Source organism: Luteimonas vadosa (assembly GCF_039543545.1).
GTDB lineage: Bacteria > Pseudomonadota > Gammaproteobacteria > Xanthomonadales > Xanthomonadaceae > Luteimonas > Luteimonas vadosa.
In genome coordinates this window covers 155,273-171,504 of the sequence record NZ_BAABJY010000001.1, presented here as the reverse complement: position 1 = coordinate 171,504, position 16,232 = coordinate 155,273, and the positions used below count along the sequence as shown (strand labels likewise).

13 protein-coding genes are annotated in these 16,232 nt (G+C 65.7%); 6 read left to right on the top strand and 7 right to left on the bottom strand.

Features of this window, described 5'->3' with window-relative positions; all coding sequences use genetic code 11:
* Positions 1 to 133 precede the first annotated feature (133 nt).
* Both ABD970_RS00730 and ABD970_RS00725 read right to left on the bottom strand, forming a co-directional pair.
* Positions 134 to 1,072 carry an electron transfer flavoprotein subunit alpha/FixB family protein gene (locus ABD970_RS00730; protein ID WP_345293584.1) on the bottom strand — a complete coding sequence of 313 codons (939 nt, stop codon included), beginning with the start codon at positions 1,070 to 1,072 and terminating at the stop codon, positions 134 to 136.
* A gap of 85 nt (positions 1,073 to 1,157) precedes the next feature.
* Positions 1,158 to 1,904 (bottom strand): electron transfer flavoprotein subunit beta/FixA family protein, encoded by a 747-nt coding sequence (locus ABD970_RS00725; RefSeq protein WP_345293583.1) that lies wholly within the window; start codon positions 1,902 to 1,904, stop codon positions 1,158 to 1,160.
* Positions 1,905 to 2,412: 508 nt separating this feature from the next.
* Here ABD970_RS00725 and ABD970_RS00720 point away from each other — a divergent pair.
* Positions 2,413 to 3,033 (top strand): hypothetical protein, encoded by a 621-nt coding sequence (locus ABD970_RS00720; protein WP_345293582.1) that lies wholly within the window; start codon positions 2,413 to 2,415, stop codon positions 3,031 to 3,033.
* Between the two features lie 452 nt (positions 3,034 to 3,485).
* Entirely contained in the window at positions 3,486 to 4,544 is a 1,059-nt protein-coding gene (locus ABD970_RS00715; RefSeq protein WP_345293581.1) for a hypothetical protein, read from the top strand.
* 288 nt (positions 4,545 to 4,832) lie between these two features.
* Here ABD970_RS00715 and ABD970_RS00710 read toward each other — a convergent pair whose 3' ends face one another.
* Entirely contained in the window at positions 4,833 to 5,672 is an 840-nt protein-coding gene (locus ABD970_RS00710; RefSeq protein ID WP_345293580.1) for a methyltransferase domain-containing protein, read from the bottom strand.
* Between the two features lie 279 nt (positions 5,673 to 5,951).
* On the opposite strand from ABD970_RS00710, the gene ABD970_RS00705 reads away from it, so the two are divergent.
* The 3 genes from ABD970_RS00705 (at position 5,952) to ABD970_RS00695 (ending at position 9,696) form a co-directional block, all read left to right on the top strand.
* Positions 5,952 to 6,623 carry a CoA transferase subunit A gene (locus ABD970_RS00705; protein WP_345294527.1) on the top strand — a complete coding sequence of 224 codons (672 nt, stop codon included), beginning with the start codon at positions 5,952 to 5,954 and terminating at the stop codon, positions 6,621 to 6,623.
* A 1-nt stretch (position 6,624) separates the two neighbouring features.
* Positions 6,625 to 7,260 (top strand): CoA transferase subunit B, encoded by a 636-nt coding sequence (locus tag ABD970_RS00700; RefSeq protein ID WP_345293579.1) that lies wholly within the window; start codon positions 6,625 to 6,627, stop codon positions 7,258 to 7,260.
* Between the two features lie 132 nt (positions 7,261 to 7,392).
* Positions 7,393 to 9,696, top strand: a complete 2,304-nt coding sequence (locus tag ABD970_RS00695) for a reprolysin-like metallopeptidase (protein WP_345293578.1) — start codon at positions 7,393 to 7,395, stop codon at positions 9,694 to 9,696.
* Between the two features lie 269 nt (positions 9,697 to 9,965).
* Here the strand turns inward: ABD970_RS00695 and ABD970_RS00690 are convergent, their stop codons facing one another.
* Together ABD970_RS00690 and ABD970_RS00685 are read right to left on the bottom strand one after the other, a co-directional pair.
* Positions 9,966 to 11,837 carry a glycoside hydrolase family 99-like domain-containing protein gene (locus ABD970_RS00690; RefSeq protein ID WP_345293577.1) on the bottom strand — a complete coding sequence of 624 codons (1,872 nt, stop codon included), beginning with the start codon at positions 11,835 to 11,837 and terminating at the stop codon, positions 9,966 to 9,968.
* 199 nt (positions 11,838 to 12,036) lie between these two features.
* Positions 12,037 to 13,689: an electron transfer flavoprotein-ubiquinone oxidoreductase gene (locus ABD970_RS00685; protein WP_345293576.1), complete on the bottom strand. Its 1,653-nt coding sequence runs from the start codon at positions 13,687 to 13,689 to the stop codon at positions 12,037 to 12,039.
* A gap of 163 nt (positions 13,690 to 13,852) precedes the next feature.
* Between ABD970_RS00685 and ABD970_RS00680 the strand changes: the two genes are divergently transcribed.
* Positions 13,853 to 14,488: an alpha-ketoglutarate-dependent dioxygenase AlkB family protein gene (locus ABD970_RS00680; RefSeq protein WP_345293575.1), complete on the top strand. Its 636-nt coding sequence runs from the start codon at positions 13,853 to 13,855 to the stop codon at positions 14,486 to 14,488.
* A gap of 5 nt (positions 14,489 to 14,493) precedes the next feature.
* On the opposite strand, the gene ABD970_RS00675 is transcribed toward ABD970_RS00680, so the two are convergent.
* Together ABD970_RS00675 and ABD970_RS00670 are read right to left on the bottom strand one after the other, a co-directional pair.
* Positions 14,494 to 15,105: an ABC-type transport auxiliary lipoprotein family protein gene (locus ABD970_RS00675; protein WP_345294526.1), complete on the bottom strand. Its 612-nt coding sequence runs from the start codon at positions 15,103 to 15,105 to the stop codon at positions 14,494 to 14,496.
* A gap of 92 nt (positions 15,106 to 15,197) precedes the next feature.
* The gene (locus ABD970_RS00670) at positions 15,198 to 16,121 is read right to left on the bottom strand and encodes an MlaD family protein (RefSeq protein WP_345293574.1); all 924 of its coding nucleotides are present in this window, start codon (positions 16,119 to 16,121) and stop codon (positions 15,198 to 15,200) included.
* Positions 16,122 to 16,232: the final 111 nt, after the last annotated feature.

Genomic DNA, 16,232 nt, shown 5'->3' with positions numbered 1-16,232 from the left:
CTCCGTGCCGCAGCCCCGGCAGACCACCGGGGCGGCAGGCGGAAGGTCGCGTCCGCATTCGGTGCAGGCAAGAAAGGGTGAAATGGACATGTTCATCCAATGTTGAAGGCGATCCGCAACCGCCCGGCTGGCTTCAAAGCTGTGATGCGAGTTCCGGTAGCACCTTGAACAGGTCGCCCACCAGGCCGATGTCGGCGATCTCGAAGATCGGCGCCTCCGGATCCTTGTTGATCGCGACGATGGTTCCCGCGTCCTTGATGCCGGTCAGGTGCTGGATCGCGCCACTGATGCCGATGGCGACGTAAAGATCGGGCGCGATGATCTTGCCGGTCTGGCCGACCTGCAGTTCGTTGGGCACGTAACCGGCATCGACCGCGGCACGCGAAGCGCCCACGGCGGCGCCGAGCTTGTCGGCGAAGTCGAAGATGATCTTGAAATTCTCCTCCGATCCCACGCCGCGGCCGCCGGAGACCACGCGCTTGGCGCTCTGCAGGTCGGGGCGGTCGGACTCGCCGGCGGCCAGGCCGATGTAGCGGGTATGGGTCGGCAGGTCGGCCTGCACCTCGGCGGCCTCCACCGTGGCGGTGCCGCCGCCGCCTGCTTCCTGCCAGGAAGCGGTGCGGATGGTACCGACCACGGTCTGGTCGGCGGGGGCCTCCACGGTGACGATGGCGTTGCCGGCGTAGATCGGGCGCTTGAAGGTGTGGCTGCCCTCGACCGCCATGATGTCCGACACCTGCGCGGTGCCGAGCAGGGCGGCGACGCAAGGCATCAGGTCCTTGCCGAAGGTTGTGCTGGGTCCGAACACGTGGCTGTAGCCCTTGGCCAGCTGGGCCACCTGCCGCGCCAGCACCTGGCCGATGGGATGGGCGTTGGCCGCGTTGGCCACGGTCAGCACCTTGGCGACGCCTTCGAGCTGGGCGGCCTCGGCGGCGACGGCCGCGGGATCATCGGCCAGCACCACGATGTCGATGGACACCGGCGATAGCGCGGCGGCGGCGGACACGCACTTCGCGGTCGAGGCGTTGAGCTTGCCGTCGAGGTGTTCGGCGACGATGAGGACATTCGACATGGACGTTCCCTTGCAACGTTGTGTGGGCCCCGGCCCACCGGATTGGACGCAGGTCGCAGCGGTGGGCCGGGCCCACCCTACGCCATTACAGCAAGCCTTCCTGTTTCAGGAGCGCGACCAGCTCGGCCGCATCCTTGACCATCACGCCCTTGCCTCGCTTGGGCGGCGCGGCGTAATGGGTGGTCTTGAGCGAGTCGCCGGACTCGACGCCCAGCTCCGCGAACGGGATGCTCTCCATCGGCTTGCTCTTGGCCTTCATGATGTCGGGCAGCTTGATGAAGCGCGGCTCGTTGAGGCGCAGGTCGGTGGTGACCACGGCCGGCAGGTCGACCTCCAGCGTTTCGAGGCCGGCATCGACCTCGCGGGTGACCGTGGCCTTGCCGTCGGCGACCTCCAGCTTGGAAGCGAAGGTGGCCTGCGGCCTGCCCCAGAGGGTGGCCAGCATCTGCCCGGTCTGGTTGGCGTCGTCGTCGATGGCCTGCTTGCCAAGGATCACCAGGTCCGGCTGCTCCTTCTCGACCAGCTTGAGCAGGGCGCGGGCGGCGGTCAGCGGCTGGATGGCCTCGTCGCTGACGACGTGGATGGCGCGGTTGGCTCCCATCGCCAGGCCGTTGCGCAGGTGTGCCTGGGCGTCGGCGGGGGCGATCGTCACGACCACGACCTCCTCGGCCACGCCCTTGTCGCGCAGGCGCAGGGCCTCTTCCAGCGCGATCTCGTCGAAGGGGTTGGCCGACAGCTTGACGCCGTCGGTGACCACGCCGGAGCCATCCGGCTTGACCTGGATGCGGACGTTGTAGTCCACCACGCGCTTGTAGGCGACGAGGATCTTCATCGGATGGAACTCCTTGGATCGGTGTCGGGGGGAGGCGATTACGGCGTCTGCCCGCGTGTCAGGGGAATATTCTACCGGTTCGTCGCCGGCGAACCCCAAGGTCGTCCCCGGAATCGGCGCAGCCGATCCATACCCAACATGGGGAGCTTCAGTCGAGGGAGCTAGGAGGAGGCTACCCGGATTTCCCGCCGTATGCGCAAGCTGGAACCCGCGCTTCAGGCGGGTTGCATACCTCCGCTGGCCCGCCCTCGCAGGGATCGCTTCCGCAAGCGTCCCGCATCTCGCAGTTCCGAGGCCGGAGCTTTTCGCAACCCATCCGCCCCCCGATGCCCCCCTCCCCACTGCGCACGGTAGGATTCCCTCTATCCGCCGGCGCCACCGGTGCTGCCCGACCCGCAGCGGTTGTCCGGGTTGGGCCGCCTGAGCCGAAAGGATGGACCTTCCCCGGGGTTGCACCGGTTCTTGGGAGCGCTGCCCGGGATTTCCTCTACGAAAAAGGAAGACGACGATGAGTAAGGTTCCTTACGTTTCACTGCTCGCCCTGGCAGGCCTTGGAATGCTGTCGTGCGCATCGGAAGAGGAAGGACAGTCCAAGACGAGCGTCGAGACCGCCGCTGCCAACGTGCCGGACCAGATCCGTCACGTGGCATCCCGTGACATCGGTTCGATTTGCACGCTTGAGTCGATCAATGGCAAGAGACCGCGGTTCGGAACGACCTTTCCGCCCAACACCACGGCAATTTTCCAGGGCTGGGCGAGGGTCGCAGATAGAGCCCAGCCACTGCCGCCCATCGTGTATCTGGTCCTGCGGCCGGAGGGCGCCGGTGAGGATCAGGATATGTACCTGGAAATGGGACGCGCCCCGGGCCGTGATCAGTCCATTGCGAATCCTGAGCTGCAGATGATCGGCTTCGAAGGTCAGGCAACACTTCCCGGCGAAGGGGTGTACGAAGCGAGGGTATGGCAGGGCACCTCGGGATGGGGAACCTTATGCACGGTCTCGAACACCATCACGGTGGAACAGTTGCATGAGCCTGAGCGGACACTGTTGCCGATCATGGAAGACGAAAAAACCGACTCCGGGCAGGCCGAGCCCGAACAGGACGAAAGCCTTCCCCCGCAGGGTTGAAGATTTCGAAGAAGACACGCACCGGCCTGCGATCCGTTCCATCATCGGCCCCGCGTTGCCTGGTGAACGCCAGCCCGCGCAGTCGCAGGGCTGCGACAGCTGATCAAGTCCGAACCCGGTGGACTCGCCCGTTCCCTCCTTCGGGGACCGACACTCGTGAACGCCGGGGGTCGGTCACGACGCGTGCCCCTGGCCCATTGTCGAGGTGCGGCAAGGGCTGCCGCTCAGGGCCCATCCTTTAATGGGCTACTGAAAATTCCAGGTATTCAAGCGTAATCAACGACTTGCGCCCTGGAGCGTGCAAGCCGCGCATGCCGAATGTGCTGAAGGTGAGTCCTTGGCCGAAATCGCCGACTGAAGGCGTTACAGAATATGAGCGGTGCTGAACCGCCCGGATTGAACCGCTCGTATCGAATGATCATTCGTCAGCAAGATCAAAGGGAGAACACCACATGAAGGCAGTACATCCATTGGCATGCGCGATCGCGACCGCGTTGGCATTCGCGGCAACCCCCGCCATCGCTGCGCCACCCGATTCCGAACCGGCGGGTACGAAGCAGTTCAGCACCTCGCTTACGCCGCAACAGCGCGGCGATCTGACCCGTCAGTTCGTGCTGAAATGGGGCGCCTACGTACAAACCGTGTATGGCATCGATGCCCACACCTGGGCGAGTCAAATGGTCAGTACGTTCGCGACCGCCGATCCCGTCAATTTCCAGCAGGCTCTCCTGCGCTCAACCTATGAGGGCGCGGTTGCCACGCTCGATGGGCTGGGCAGCAAGACCAGCGACGACGGCGTAATCAGCATCCTGGCCTCTTCCGACGGGACAGTGACGCCCAACGCACTGGGCGATCTTGACAAGGACCTCGTCTACACCCCGATCGCACCCTGTCGCATCGTGGACACACGCGCCAGTACGCCAATTACGGGTGGCACTTACCGGCTTTTCACAATCGGGGGAACGACCGACTTCTCCGTCTATGGCGGATCAGCCACCGATTGCGGGATGACAACGCAGAATCCCAAGGCCATCGTGGTCAACATGACCGCTGTGACACCGCCCGCGACCGGTTACGCGACGCTGTATCCCAGCCTGATCGCCACACCCTTGGCCGCCAGCATGATCTACCAGGCTGGCGGTGTGCTGAGCAATGCCGTGACCACCCGAGTAGCCAACAATGACAATGTCAGGCTGTTCAGTGAGCACACGGTGCACTACGTGGTCGATCTCGTCGGCTATTACGATGCTCCGTATGCCACCGCGTTGGATTGCGTTAACACCACTGGCACTTCGATTAACCTAACCAGCGCGGATCGCAACGGCAACGCTTCCGCGCCAGCGTGTGCGGCCGGTTATACTCGTGTTGCCGCGCATGTAGGTGCCAATGGCGACTTCCAGAACTTGTTTACCAGAATACAGGGCAGTTTTTATGCCTATATGTATTATGGTGGGAGCACGAGCGCCGAGGCGCTTGTTTATAGCAGGTGCTGCAGGGTGCCCGGTCGATAACGTACGCCTGCCAGCTTGAATAGGTATCCGCGGAGCCGGCTTTACGCCGGCTTCGTCATGTTTGCGCACGCGGCGGCTGTCGATTCGGGGGGGCGGCACCGTGGGCTCGATGATTGCTGGCCGGAAACCCGGAGGCATGTGTCCGCCCTGGTGTGCGCGAGAACGCTTGGTGTGCCCCTTAAATGGTCGCTGGTACTGAGTGCGTCACGCGCCTTGCAGGAAGTCGGCAAATGGCGGGCTTTCCTCCGGAAACCGTTCTTCAGGCGATTCCGCAGCCTTGCCGGCAGGCTAGCGGCCGAACCAGGAGCGGCGTGGCGGGGTGGTTTCCTGCAGCGCCGCCCGCGCCAGCCCGATCCTGCCAGCGGGGTCCGGCGCCGGGGCGTTGCGGAACGAGACGAAGAACTCGCAACCGACCGTGGGCGTGAAGGACTCCTCGCGGATGTCGAGGTAACCCAGGGCGTTGAGATCGTGGATGATCAAGCGGAAGCTCGACGGCGTGAACACCCAGCCATGGATGTCCACGTAGCCATCCGAGGCAAGGTAGTCCTGGAGCATCAGGCCGGCGAGGCCATGGGCGTGCAGGAAGTCCACCTCGCCATCCGCACCTTTCTGCCAGGCCAACGTGCCCCCGTTCACCGCGGCGAGCGAGAAGGAGTCGAAGATCTGCCCCGGGGTATGCCGGGTTCTCTTCTCCAGGAATGCCTGCAGGACGCCTCCGGTTGTCGATGGCGGCCGTAGGTAGTCAAAGCAGTAGCGCTTGTCCGGGATCGCCAATGAAAGGATCCCCCCCGGCTTCAGCACCTTCTGGCAACTGTGGATGAAGCTGACCGGATCCGGGACATGCTCGATGACGTGCGAGGCGACGATCCAGTCGTACTCCGCATCGGCCGCCAGCAGGTCTTCCAGTGGCTCGCCATTCCAGACGTAATCGACTTCCTCGATGCGCTCCACGTCCAGGCCATGCCCCGCGTACTTGCGGCGCAGGTCCTCGGTCGCCAGATGGTCGACGATGCGCACGTTGTAGCCTTCCGACTTGGGCGCGACGGGAGAGTGGCAGGGACCCACTTCCAGGCCCAGGCCTTTCGTATCGATGAGCGCCGTAATGATCTTTTGGCGATCCTTGGCCATCTGGATGGGGGTCTCCGGTTGGGTTCCTGGCAGCGCAGATGTTAAAGCAAGGACCCTCGCGTGGCTGGGATGGACGCCACATCGACCCGCGATGCCTCCATGGCTCGATGCCTTGATGGCCCATTGCTTTCAGCGCGTCGTGCGGCATGGCCTGCGGGATGCGGTCCGGAAGGGCTAAGCTACGCGGACCCCGTCCCGTAGGAACCCGCCGTGAACAAGCCTGAACCTCATGCCGGACGCCAGGCATCGTCCAAATGCTGGCCCGACGCCGTCAGTGCGCTGGGAGACCTTGTCCAGGACGAGCAAACGCTGGCCGTCGGGGGCTTTGGCCTCTGTGGCATTCCCGAGGCCTTGATTGCCGCCTTGCGCGACTCGGGAGTCAAGGGTTTGACCGTCATCTCCAACAATGCCGGCGTCGACGGGTTCGGATTGGGGCTGTTGCTCGAAACCAGGCAGATCAAGAAGATGATTTCGTCCTACGTCGGCGAGAACAAGGAGTTCGAGCGCCAGTTCCTGGCCGGCGAGCTGGACCTGGAGTTCAATCCGCAGGGAACGCTGGCCGAGCGCCTGCGCGCCGGCGGCGCGGGCATTCCGGCGTTCTTCACCGCGACCGGCTATGGGACCGTGGTGGCCGAGGGCAAGGAAACCCGGGAATTCGACGGCACGCACTATGTGCTCGAGTCGGCGCTGCAGGCCGACCTGTCCCTGGTCAAGGCGTGGAAGGCCGACAAGGCCGGCAACTTGCTGTTCCGCAAGACCGCCCGCAATTTCAACCCGGCCTGTGCCATGGCCGGAAAGGTCTGCGTGGCGGAGGTCGAAGAACTGGTCGAGGTCGGGGAGATCGATCCGGACCACGTCCACCTTCCCGGCATCTACGTCGATCGGATCGTGGTGAATCCGCAACCCGAGAAGCGCATCGAACAGCGCACCGTGCGCCAAGGAGGCAACTGACATGGCCTGGACCCGCGACGAGATGGCGCGCCGCGCCGCGCAGGAGCTGAGCGATGGCGCCTATATCAACCTCGGCATCGGCCTGCCGACCCTGGTGGCCAACCATATCCCCGAGGGGATCGACGTCTGGCTCCAATCGGAAAACGGCCTGCTCGGGATCGGCCCATTTCCCACCGAGGACGAGGTCGACGCCGACCTGATCAATGCCGGAAAGCAGACGGTCACCGCGCGGGAAGGCGCGAGTTATTTCGGGAGCCACGAATCGTTCGCCATGATCCGCGGCGGCCACATCGACCTGGCGATCCTCGGCGCGATGCAGGTTACCGACAAGGGCGACCTGGCCAACTGGATGGTGCCGGGCAAGATGGTCAAGGGCATGGGAGGGGCGATGGACCTCGTCGCCGGGGTCAAGCGCGTGGTGGTGCTGATGGAGCATGTCGCGAGGGACGGCAGCCACAAGATCGTTCCGGAATGCACGCTGCCCCTGACGGGCGTGGGCGTGGTGGATCGCATCATCACCGACCTGGGCATCTTCGACGTGACCAGCGACGGACTGTTGATGACCGAAGCGGCGCCCGGCGTTCAGATAGATGAAATCAGGGCCAAAACCGGGGTGCCCGTCACTTTGCGCACCTAAGCGGGCCCGGTGCTTGAATGGCTGCACGACGTGTTAACGCCGCAGCTGTTAGTGCAACCTTGGCGCCAAGTCCGTCGTATGCTTCTGAAGGCACCTATCGCCGCAGTTCCCGACCACGACCGGACTCTCGCCATGCGCCACCCCATCGCTATCGCCGCAGCACTGTTGTCGACATGGTTGATCGGCTGTTCGCCGGCTCAGCATTCGTCGGACAGCGACATTGCAGGCGAGGCCGCCAGCTCGGTCGCGCAAGGCGAGGCGTCGAAGCCGGCAGCGCGGCCGGCGGCGAGCGGGTTTGCATCGCTTCCAGACACTGGCAGCCTGCTGAAATACGATGCCGTGCGCCGGATCAAGCGTAGCGGCGCCTACACCGCGTATCCCGTTGCCCTGAGCGAGGCGCATGCGCTCAATGCCATCCGCAGCGGCGAGCTGACGGTGCCTGCACCCGATGGGGAATTGATCCGGCTGCGCTACGAACGCCACATCGAGCACCCCGATGGCAACTGGACGTGGATCGGTCGTGGCAGCGATGGGGCCGACGCCTTGCTGACGTTCGGTGAGAAAGCCGTCTTCGGCTCCATCCCGCACGGCTCCTCGGACACCTTGCGCCTGACGATGGTGGCGGGACACTCGTTCCTCGTTTCGACCGATCGACGCAAGCTTACGGGCGCGGACGGGGAAGTGCGGCGCCAGGGCACGGATTACTTCATCCCGCCGAAGCTTGCGGATGCGGGCGAGGCCGCCCCGGCGACCGCCTCGCAGCAGCCCGGAACCGCATCCGCTGGCGCTTCCGCGTCGGACATCGTCGATGTCCTGCTGGGCTATACGACGGGCTTCGCCAGCCAGCTCGGTGGCCAATCCCAAGCCAATACGCGCCTGGTCAACCTGGTCGACACCACGAACCAGGCTTACGCCAACAGCGGTGTGTCGATGCGCGTGCGCCTGGTGCATGCCTTGCAGGTGAATTACCCGGACAATACGGACAACGCCAGCACGCTGGAAAAGCTGACCGGGTACAAGTCGGGGTCCGGTGCGGTGCCTGTCGATCCGGCATTCAGTGACTTGCGTGCAGCGCGCGAGACCTATGGCGCGGACCTGGTGTCGCTGGTACGGGCGTTCCGGACTCCGGAGAACGACGGTTGCGGGATCGCGTGGTTGATCGGTGGAAACCAGTCCGCGATCAGGTCCAGTGATGCCCAATTCGGCTATTCGATCGTCGGTGACGGCTCCGATTTCGACGAGGGCGACAGCAAGACCTATTTCTGCCGCGAAGAGACGCTGGCCCACGAGCTGGGCCACAACATGGGGCAACAGCACAACAGCGAAGTGGCCACCTCGACCGGCGCGCACGCCTATTCCTACGGCTATCGCGAGGCGTCCACCTCCGGCTTCTACACCGTCATGGCATACAGGATCAAGGACAGCAGCCAGTTCTCGATCCGCCATTTCGCGAACCCGGCGGTGAACTACGCGGGACGGCCCACCGGGGTCGCCAATTCGGCGGACAACACGCGCAGCTTGAACATCACCATGCCGATCATCGCGACGTTCCGCGCCGGCTCCGTTCCGGTTGCACCGCACCTGCATGCGATTGCGAAGCTCGGCGGCTCCGGATTCACCGAAGTGCATGTGCTGAATGGCTCGACGCAGTATCAGTCCTTCACGCAGCATGCGGCCACGGCGCTGCAGCAGACCGGGAACAGCGCTGCGTGGGGCTTCCAGATGGGTGATCTGAACCTGGATGGGAAACTCGACCTCTACACAATCGCTCGACAAGGAATGTCGGGGAGGACGGAAGTCCATGTCCTGGATGGCGCCACCGGATTCACCAGTTTCCTGCGCCATACGGCTACCGTGTTGGGGCAGACCGGAAGCGGCAATGACTGGATGTTCAGGGTCGCCGACTTCAACCGCGACGGCGCGCGCGATCTCTATGCCATCAACCGCAATGGAGGTTCGGGTCGCACGGACGTCCACATCCTCAACGGGGCGACTAATTTCCAGTCGTTCCTCGCGCATAGCGCCACTGCCCTGCACGCGACGGGCAGTGCCTACGACTGGACCTTCGAGGTCGCGGATTTCAACCGTGATGGGCGTGTCGACCTGTTCGCAATCGCCAAACTTGGCGCTTCCGGCAAAACCGAGGTCCACATCCTCGACGGTGCGAGCAACTTCCAAAGCTATCTGCTCAACCGGGCCACGGCGCTGCACGGGACGCCCGCGGACAATTCATGGGAATTCAAGCTTGGCGATTACAATGGCGATCTCATCGTCGACATCTACGCCATCAGCAAGCAGGGGACATCGGGCCGGACCGAAGTGCACATCCTTGATGGAGCCGCTTCCTACACCGCCTTCTCGGCACACCTGGGAACCGCGCTCCACCAGACGGGTGCAAACGAAGAGTGGGAGTTCGAGCTGTCTCCGGGCCAGTGACCTGCCGCCCGCGGTCGTCATGATCCATGGTGGGTGATCGGCTGCACGCGCCGCGCCTTGGAGGGGGCTTTGCCTTCCGGTGAGCCCGCACTCCGGGCCGGATTCTCCGGGGTCCCGCTGGCGGCGTGTTGCAAGGCGGCTGCTTCCCCAACCATCGATTGCAGCCGTCCAGGCGCGTCGCTTTCCCCCGCCCATAGGCAGGCCGGCCTCCGCACCGGCCACGGCAAGACGTGCATGCTTCAGGGAAGCAGGGCGTTCAGGCCCCGGCGCTAATGGCCATAGAAATTCCCGGCATGCCCCGATGAGTCGCCGGGGATGGCTTCGACTTCGTAGCCCGTCGCCTTCGCGGAAACTCCGAACAGACGCTCCAAGGCATGCGCCAGCGTCCCGTCCAGCTGGCCGGATTCGTCCTCGAACTCGCCAGGCATGAAGCCGGCATCGAGGATCGGCGCCAAGGCGTCCGTGCGGACCCAGAACATGCTGCCGGCCACGAAGGGCGCATCCCGCATTGCCTCCATGGGGATGCCGACACGGCGCCGGGCGTAGTCGAGCACGTTCTCGTTCGCGCCCAAGTGGTCCTGGAGCGAGTGGAGATGTCCCATGGGCGCCAAGAGCCCCAGCCGGGTGTCTTCCATGAATCGCTCGACGATCGCCTTGGCCTCGCCCCTGGGCAGTACGCCGTCCACTAGGTGCTTGCGCCAGGCGGCTCCGTCGGGACGATGGGTGGAGCGCTTGGTATGCAACTTGAGGACGAGCGGAACACCTTCGTCCCTCAGGCGCGCCGCTGCCACGAGGAAGGGGAGGATGTCCCGTCCGCGATTGGCGCAGGTGATGATGTCGTACTCATGGCCGGAGGCCTGCAGGATCCGGTGGATCTCCGCTTGTTGCGCCGCCCCCGTGGTGACCAGCAGCCTCCACTTGCAGACACCATCCAGGGAGTCGAGCAATTCCGCGAGGACATCCGGGTACCAGGCGTGGATGATCGCGCAGACTTTTTCAGAGGGCGCAGCTGCGCCCATGCCGGTGGCGTTTCGCAATGCCGCGCGCGTGGCATCGAGCCAGGCATGGTCCCAGCGCGCGTCGGGCTCCAGGATGGCGCCTTCGGCCCACTCGTTCCACGCGTTGACGAAGACGAGGCGGTGAGATTGCGGCAATCGGGCCGATCGTTCGCGGATCGTGGCCTCGAGCCAGTCCTGGTAGCGCCTGGGGGAGGCATGCAGCAGGGCACGCCCTGCACCTGGACGCCTGGGCTGGTTGTCCCAGCCCGGATTGACGCCCGGGAACAACAGGTAATCGGGGAGCGGCCTCGACTGGCTGTGGCCCGCCAGTTCGCGCCAATCCAGCACCTCGCCTTCGAACGCGGGATTCAGCGCATGCTGCTCGCGCGCGAGCGACGGTAGGGGAACCAGATTGGGCGGGAATTCGATTGCAGCATCGCACCCGACGTCGGCGGGATCTGGGCGCTCGAATGACTGCACGTATGCGATGAAGATCTCCCCGATCCCGTTTTCGCGGCACCATGCCCGCCACCTTTCCGTGGTGGCACGGGCATTGGGAAGCAGGCCCGGACGATAAATGAGGATGAGTGGTCGACCGTCGATCCGGAGATACCGCTCATCCTCCAGGTAGCGCGAGACATGCGAAATGAAGGCCATGTCATCGGCGTCATCGTGCCGTTGCGCGATCAAGGTGTCCTGCGGCCTTCCGTCCCACTGCCGGGTCCAGGGCTCATTGGCCCAGCAGAGGCAGACCGACAGCTGGAGCGACTTGTCCGCGAGCCATTGCTCCAGGGGCGACTCCAGCAGGCGGCGGCCATTGAACCAGTAGTAGTAGAAGCAGAACGCACCGATGCCGTATTCGCGCGCCAGGTCCGCTTGCCGGTGCAGCGTCGAGGCGTCGGACAAGTCGTAGAAGCCCAGGGCGCCCGGCAGTCGTGGCTGGAAATGGCCTTCGAACTGGGGCAGCGCACGGGTCACGTTGCGCCATTCGGTGAATCCTTCACCCCACCAGGCATCGTTCTCGGCGATGCGATGGAACTGGGGCAGATAGAACGCCACCAGCGTGGCGGGCAGGGGGGCCGGTAGCGACTGGTGGCGACGCGGCAGGGCGCCGACCGCACGCTCGTCGGTGGCGCTACGCAACCGACGAGGGGGCGTGCGAGCGTTGTCGGATGTCGGCGGGGGGCGCGGGATCCAGTGGGGGAACCGGTCGGAGAACCAGTTGCGCAGACGATCACGTCGCTCCTCATCCAGGGGCGTCATCCGGAAGAGGAATCTGAAAACGTGGAAGCCCAGGTGTCGGAGCGCGAGGTGGGGGGCGGGACGCGGCATCAGGGACCGATCACAGGTTCTGGTAATTGGGCCCGGCGCCCCCTTCCGGCGTGACCCAGGTGATGATCTCGTAGGGATCCTTGATGTCGCAGGTCTTGCAATGCACGCAGTTGGCCGCGTTGATCTGCAGACGCTTGCCGGCGCCGGCCGCGCCGTCCTCCACGATCTCGTAGACGCCGGCGGGACAGAACCGCGTGCACGGGTTGCCGTATTCCTCGGCGCACCTGCTGATGCAGACGCCGGTGTCGTGCACGATCAGGTGCACGGGCTGGTCCTCGTCGTGCTCGGTCGCCGCGTAATAGACGCCGGCCAGGCGGTCGCGGGGCGGGAGGTCGCGGGAAACGTAGTCGCGCCTGGGCGCCTCGTGTTCGCCTAGCTTGTCGAGCGAGCACCAGTCGGGCTTGACCTGGAGTGTCCACGGCGAGCGGCCGGCGGAGAGGGTTTCCCAAGCGGCATTGGCGAGCCCGAACCACAGGCCTTTCTTGAAGCCGGGCTTGATGTTGCGCACCTTGCGCAGTTCGGCCATCGCATCGGAAGCGCGCAGTTTGGCGTCGAAGCCGGCAGCCTCCAGCGAGCCGCCGGCCAGGTGCTCGGCGGCGAGCATGCCCGAGCGAATGGCCTGGTGGGTGCCCTTGATCTTCGGGACGTTGAGCAGCCCCGCCGTGTCGCCCACCAGCAGGGCGCCTGGCATCTCGACCCGGGGCAGGGACTGCCAGCCGCCGGTGGCGATGGCGCGCGCCCCGGCCGACAGGATGGTGCCGCCTTCGAGCAGCGGTGCGATCCGGGGGTGGTTCTTCCACTGCTGGAAGGCTTCCCAGGGCCGGTATTCCGGGTCGGCATAGTCCAGCCCGCTGACGTATCCGAGTGCGATCCGGCCCTTGTCCAGGTGGTAGAGGAAGCTGCCCGCATACGTGTCGCTGTCGGCGGGCCAGCCCACGCTGTGCAAGATCCTCCCGGGCGAGACCCGCTCCTCGGGGACCTGCCAGAGTTCCTTGATGCCGATGGAATAAGCCTGCGGATCGCTGTCGGCATCGAGGTCGAAGCGCTTGACCAGCTGCTTGGTCAGGTGGCCGCGGGCGCCCTCGGCGAGCACGGTGACCTTGGCCTTGATGTCGATACCCGCCGTGTACCCGGGTTTGGGCGAACCATCCTTCGCCACGCCCATGTCGCCGATGCGCACGCCGAGCACGCGGCCGTCGTCGGCATGCAGGGTTTCGGCGGCGGCGAAGCCCGGGTAGATCTCCACCCCGAGCGCCTCGGCCTGTGGCGCCAGCCACGCGCACATCGCGCCGAGCGACACGATGACGTTGCCACGGTTGTCCATCCCGGGCGGCACGAACGGGAATTTCCATCCGCCGGTCTTGCTGAAGTACCAGAACTCGTCCTCGGTCGCGGGCACGCAGATCGGCGGCGGGTTGTCGCGCCAGCCCGGCAGCAGTGCGTCGAGCGGACCGGTCTCGATGACCGCGCCGGACAGGATGTGTGCGCCGATGGTGCTGGACTTCTCGATCACGCAGACCGAAATGCCCGGATCGAGCTGCTTCATTCGGATCGCGAAAGCCAGTCCCGCCGGCCCCGCGCCGACGGTCACGACGTCGTACTCCATCACGTCGCGTTCGACTTCCTGGCTGTTCGTCGACGCGTTGGGCTCGGACTCGTTCATGGTTGCGATCCATTCGGCATGGAGGGATTGTCGCGGCAGGGCGCATGGCGCGCAAACCGTTTCCCGGTGCCGCCCGCGGGAGAGTGCAGGCGTGGCTGCGTTTCCGGAGTGACGCCCCGCTGGCGCTTGCCTGGCGCCAGGCTGCGCGTGCTAGCGTCACCGCATGGGCTGGGAATCCATCGAACTTCCGGACGCCGAGATCGCGCTGGACCGGGCCTGGCTGCCGGAACCGGAGGCCGATGCCCTGTTCCAGGCCTTGCTCGACACCGTGCCTTGGCAAGTCCACCGGATCCGGCTCTTCGGGCGGGAAGTGGACTCTCCCAGATTGAGTTGCTGGATCGGTGACCCCGATGCCAGCTATCGGTATTCCGGCAGACGCTACGAGCCGCATCCCTGGCCGCCGGCGCTGGAGCCCGTCCGCGAGCGGCTGAGCGTGGCCTGCGGCGCAGGCTTCAACGGGGTGCTGGCCAATCTGTACCGGGACGGCCGCGACGCGATGGGCTGGCATCGGGACGACGAGCGTGACCTGGGCCCGCAGCCCGTGATCGCGTCGCTGAGCCTGGGTGCCGCGCGACGCTTCCTGCTGAAGAAAACCTCAGGGGTACGCACGCCGCATCGACCGCGAGCCGGGTCGGAGAAGAAGTCCGGCAGGCCCCCGGACGCGGCGCTCGAACTCGGGCACGGGAGTCTGCTCGTCATGCGGGGGGCGACCCAGTGCAACTACCGCCATGCCTTGCCCCGGACCCGCAAGCCCGTCGGGCCCCGCATCAACCTGACCTTTCGGCAAGTCCTGAACTGACGCGGTCAATTCCCGGCCGAGCCGCCTTCGGGATGGCCGAGGGTGTCGTGGACCTCGCCCGTGATCAACACCCACGCCGCCAACTCCTTGGCCGTCGCGCCCAGGGCTTCGGTGAACGCATCGGCGACCCGTGCGGGATCCGTGCCGGCGGCCGGGGCGGCGTGCAGGAAGGTGCGCGAGCCCACCACCACCTGGTCGGTGGCGTGGAGCAGCTTGGCGTTGAGTTCGATGGTCGCCGCGGGCACGGGCTTGCCTGCGTAGTCGGCCTCGAAGCGGCGGAGGTCCATCACCAGCCGGTAATCCGCGGCGACTCCGGAGCCCTGGCGCGAGACGGCCGCGATCCGGCCCGAATCCTCGAGCGCGCGGATCAGGGCGTCCTGCAGCATCTCCGTCGGCGTCTTCGCCCATCGGGCGCCCTTGTAGACCTGCAGCTCCCCGGGCGTGGGTCGGACCGCGATCCGGGGACTGTCGATCATCGAGGCCGCGGTCACGGGGCTCAGCGAGAGCTGCCACTGCACGGTCGGCAGGCTCGGGTCCGTCGCGACCCGCGGATCGGGCGCGTACAGGGTGGGCGGCTCGCCCTTGCCGCCCAGGATGGAGCAGCCGGACACGGCCATCGCCAGCAGGAGCACCGACAGCGCACGGGGGGCGCCAAGCGGTTTACGGACGCAGATGGATGCAGGCAGGTGCCGTCGTCTCGTCTTCGTGGTCATTCGGGCTCGAACTCCTTGGGCGCATCGCGGCCGAGCAGGTAGCCGGCCGGGTTGTCCAGGCGGTCGCTGATCTCGCGCAGGTCGCGGATCAGCGCACGCAGGTCGGCCAGCGTCGGTCCCAATTGCCCGAGGCCGTCGTTGGCGAATTCGTTGATGGCGGCGCGGTTCTCGCTGAGGATCTTGTCGGCGTTGCCGGCAGCCGAGTCCATCTTCGACAAGGTGCCTTCGAGTTTCGAAACCATGCCCGGCAGCTTCTGCACCAGCTCGCGGTCGACGTCCGACAGGGCGCGGTTGGTGGTGTCCAGGGTGGTGCCCAGTTTCTCGCTGACCTCGCGGGCGTTCACGATGAGCGTGCGCAGGTCCTCGCTCTGGTCGGCGACCGCGCCCGTCATCGACTCGATGTTCTCCAGGGTCTGGGCGATGCGCTGGACGTTCTCGTCGCTGAGGACCTCGTCCAGCCGCGCGACCAGGCGGTTGGCCGTGTCGGCGATGTTCTGCAAGGCCGATGCCTCGGTCTGGATGACCGGGATGTCGCTGTCGTCGCGGGCCGTCAGGCGCGGCGCCCCCGGGCTGCCCCCGGTCAGCTGGATGAAGGGGCTGCCGGTCAAGCCGGTCACGGACATCTTGGCGCGGGTGTCGACCTTCACCGGCGTGTCGGCCTGGAGCTTGACCCGCGCGATCACCCGGCGGGGATCCTGCGGCGCCAGCGACAGGTCTTCCACCGTACCGACGGCGATGCCGTTGTACTGCACGCTGCTGCCCTCGGTCAGGCCGGTGACCGGCTCGTTGAAGATGACCTGGTACTCCTGCCAGCTCTTGTCGGAGGAGTACTTGGCGGCCCACAGCGCGAACAGCAGCAGGAACACCGACACCACGATGGTGAAGGCGCCGATCAGGACGTAGTTGGCTTTTGTTTCCATCTCAGGCGGGTCACCGGGATCGGGAAGTGGGTCTGCAGGCGTGGCCGATCAGAGGCCATCTTACGGGACGCTGGCCGCATGCCCGCCCGACGGGCGCGGGAACGGGCCCCG

Excerpts from the sequence above, each read along its gene's own strand:
- ABD970_RS00730 (WP_345293584.1), bottom strand. The coding sequence starts at position 1,072 with ATGTCGAATGTCCTCATCGTCGCCGAACACCTCGACGGCAAGCTCAAC.
- ABD970_RS00725 (WP_345293583.1), bottom strand. The coding sequence starts at position 1,904 with ATGAAGATCCTCGTCGCCTACAAGCGCGTGGTGGACTACAACGTCCGC.
- ABD970_RS00720 (WP_345293582.1), top strand. The coding sequence starts at position 2,413 with ATGAGTAAGGTTCCTTACGTTTCACTGCTCGCCCTGGCAGGCCTTGGA.
- ABD970_RS00715 (WP_345293581.1), top strand. The coding sequence starts at position 3,486 with ATGAAGGCAGTACATCCATTGGCATGCGCGATCGCGACCGCGTTGGCA.
- ABD970_RS00710 (WP_345293580.1), bottom strand. The coding sequence starts at position 5,672 with ATGGCCAAGGATCGCCAAAAGATCATTACGGCGCTCATCGATACGAAA.
- ABD970_RS00700 (WP_345293579.1), top strand. The coding sequence starts at position 6,625 with ATGGCCTGGACCCGCGACGAGATGGCGCGCCGCGCCGCGCAGGAGCTG.
- ABD970_RS00695 (WP_345293578.1), top strand. The coding sequence starts at position 7,393 with ATGCGCCACCCCATCGCTATCGCCGCAGCACTGTTGTCGACATGGTTG.
- ABD970_RS00685 (WP_345293576.1), bottom strand. The coding sequence starts at position 13,689 with ATGAACGAGTCCGAGCCCAACGCGTCGACGAACAGCCAGGAAGTCGAA.
- ABD970_RS00680 (WP_345293575.1), top strand. The coding sequence starts at position 13,853 with ATGGGCTGGGAATCCATCGAACTTCCGGACGCCGAGATCGCGCTGGAC.
- ABD970_RS00675 (WP_345294526.1), bottom strand. The coding sequence starts at position 15,105 with ATGGCCGTGTCCGGCTGCTCCATCCTGGGCGGCAAGGGCGAGCCGCCC.
- ABD970_RS00670 (WP_345293574.1), bottom strand. The coding sequence starts at position 16,121 with ATGGAAACAAAAGCCAACTACGTCCTGATCGGCGCCTTCACCATCGTG.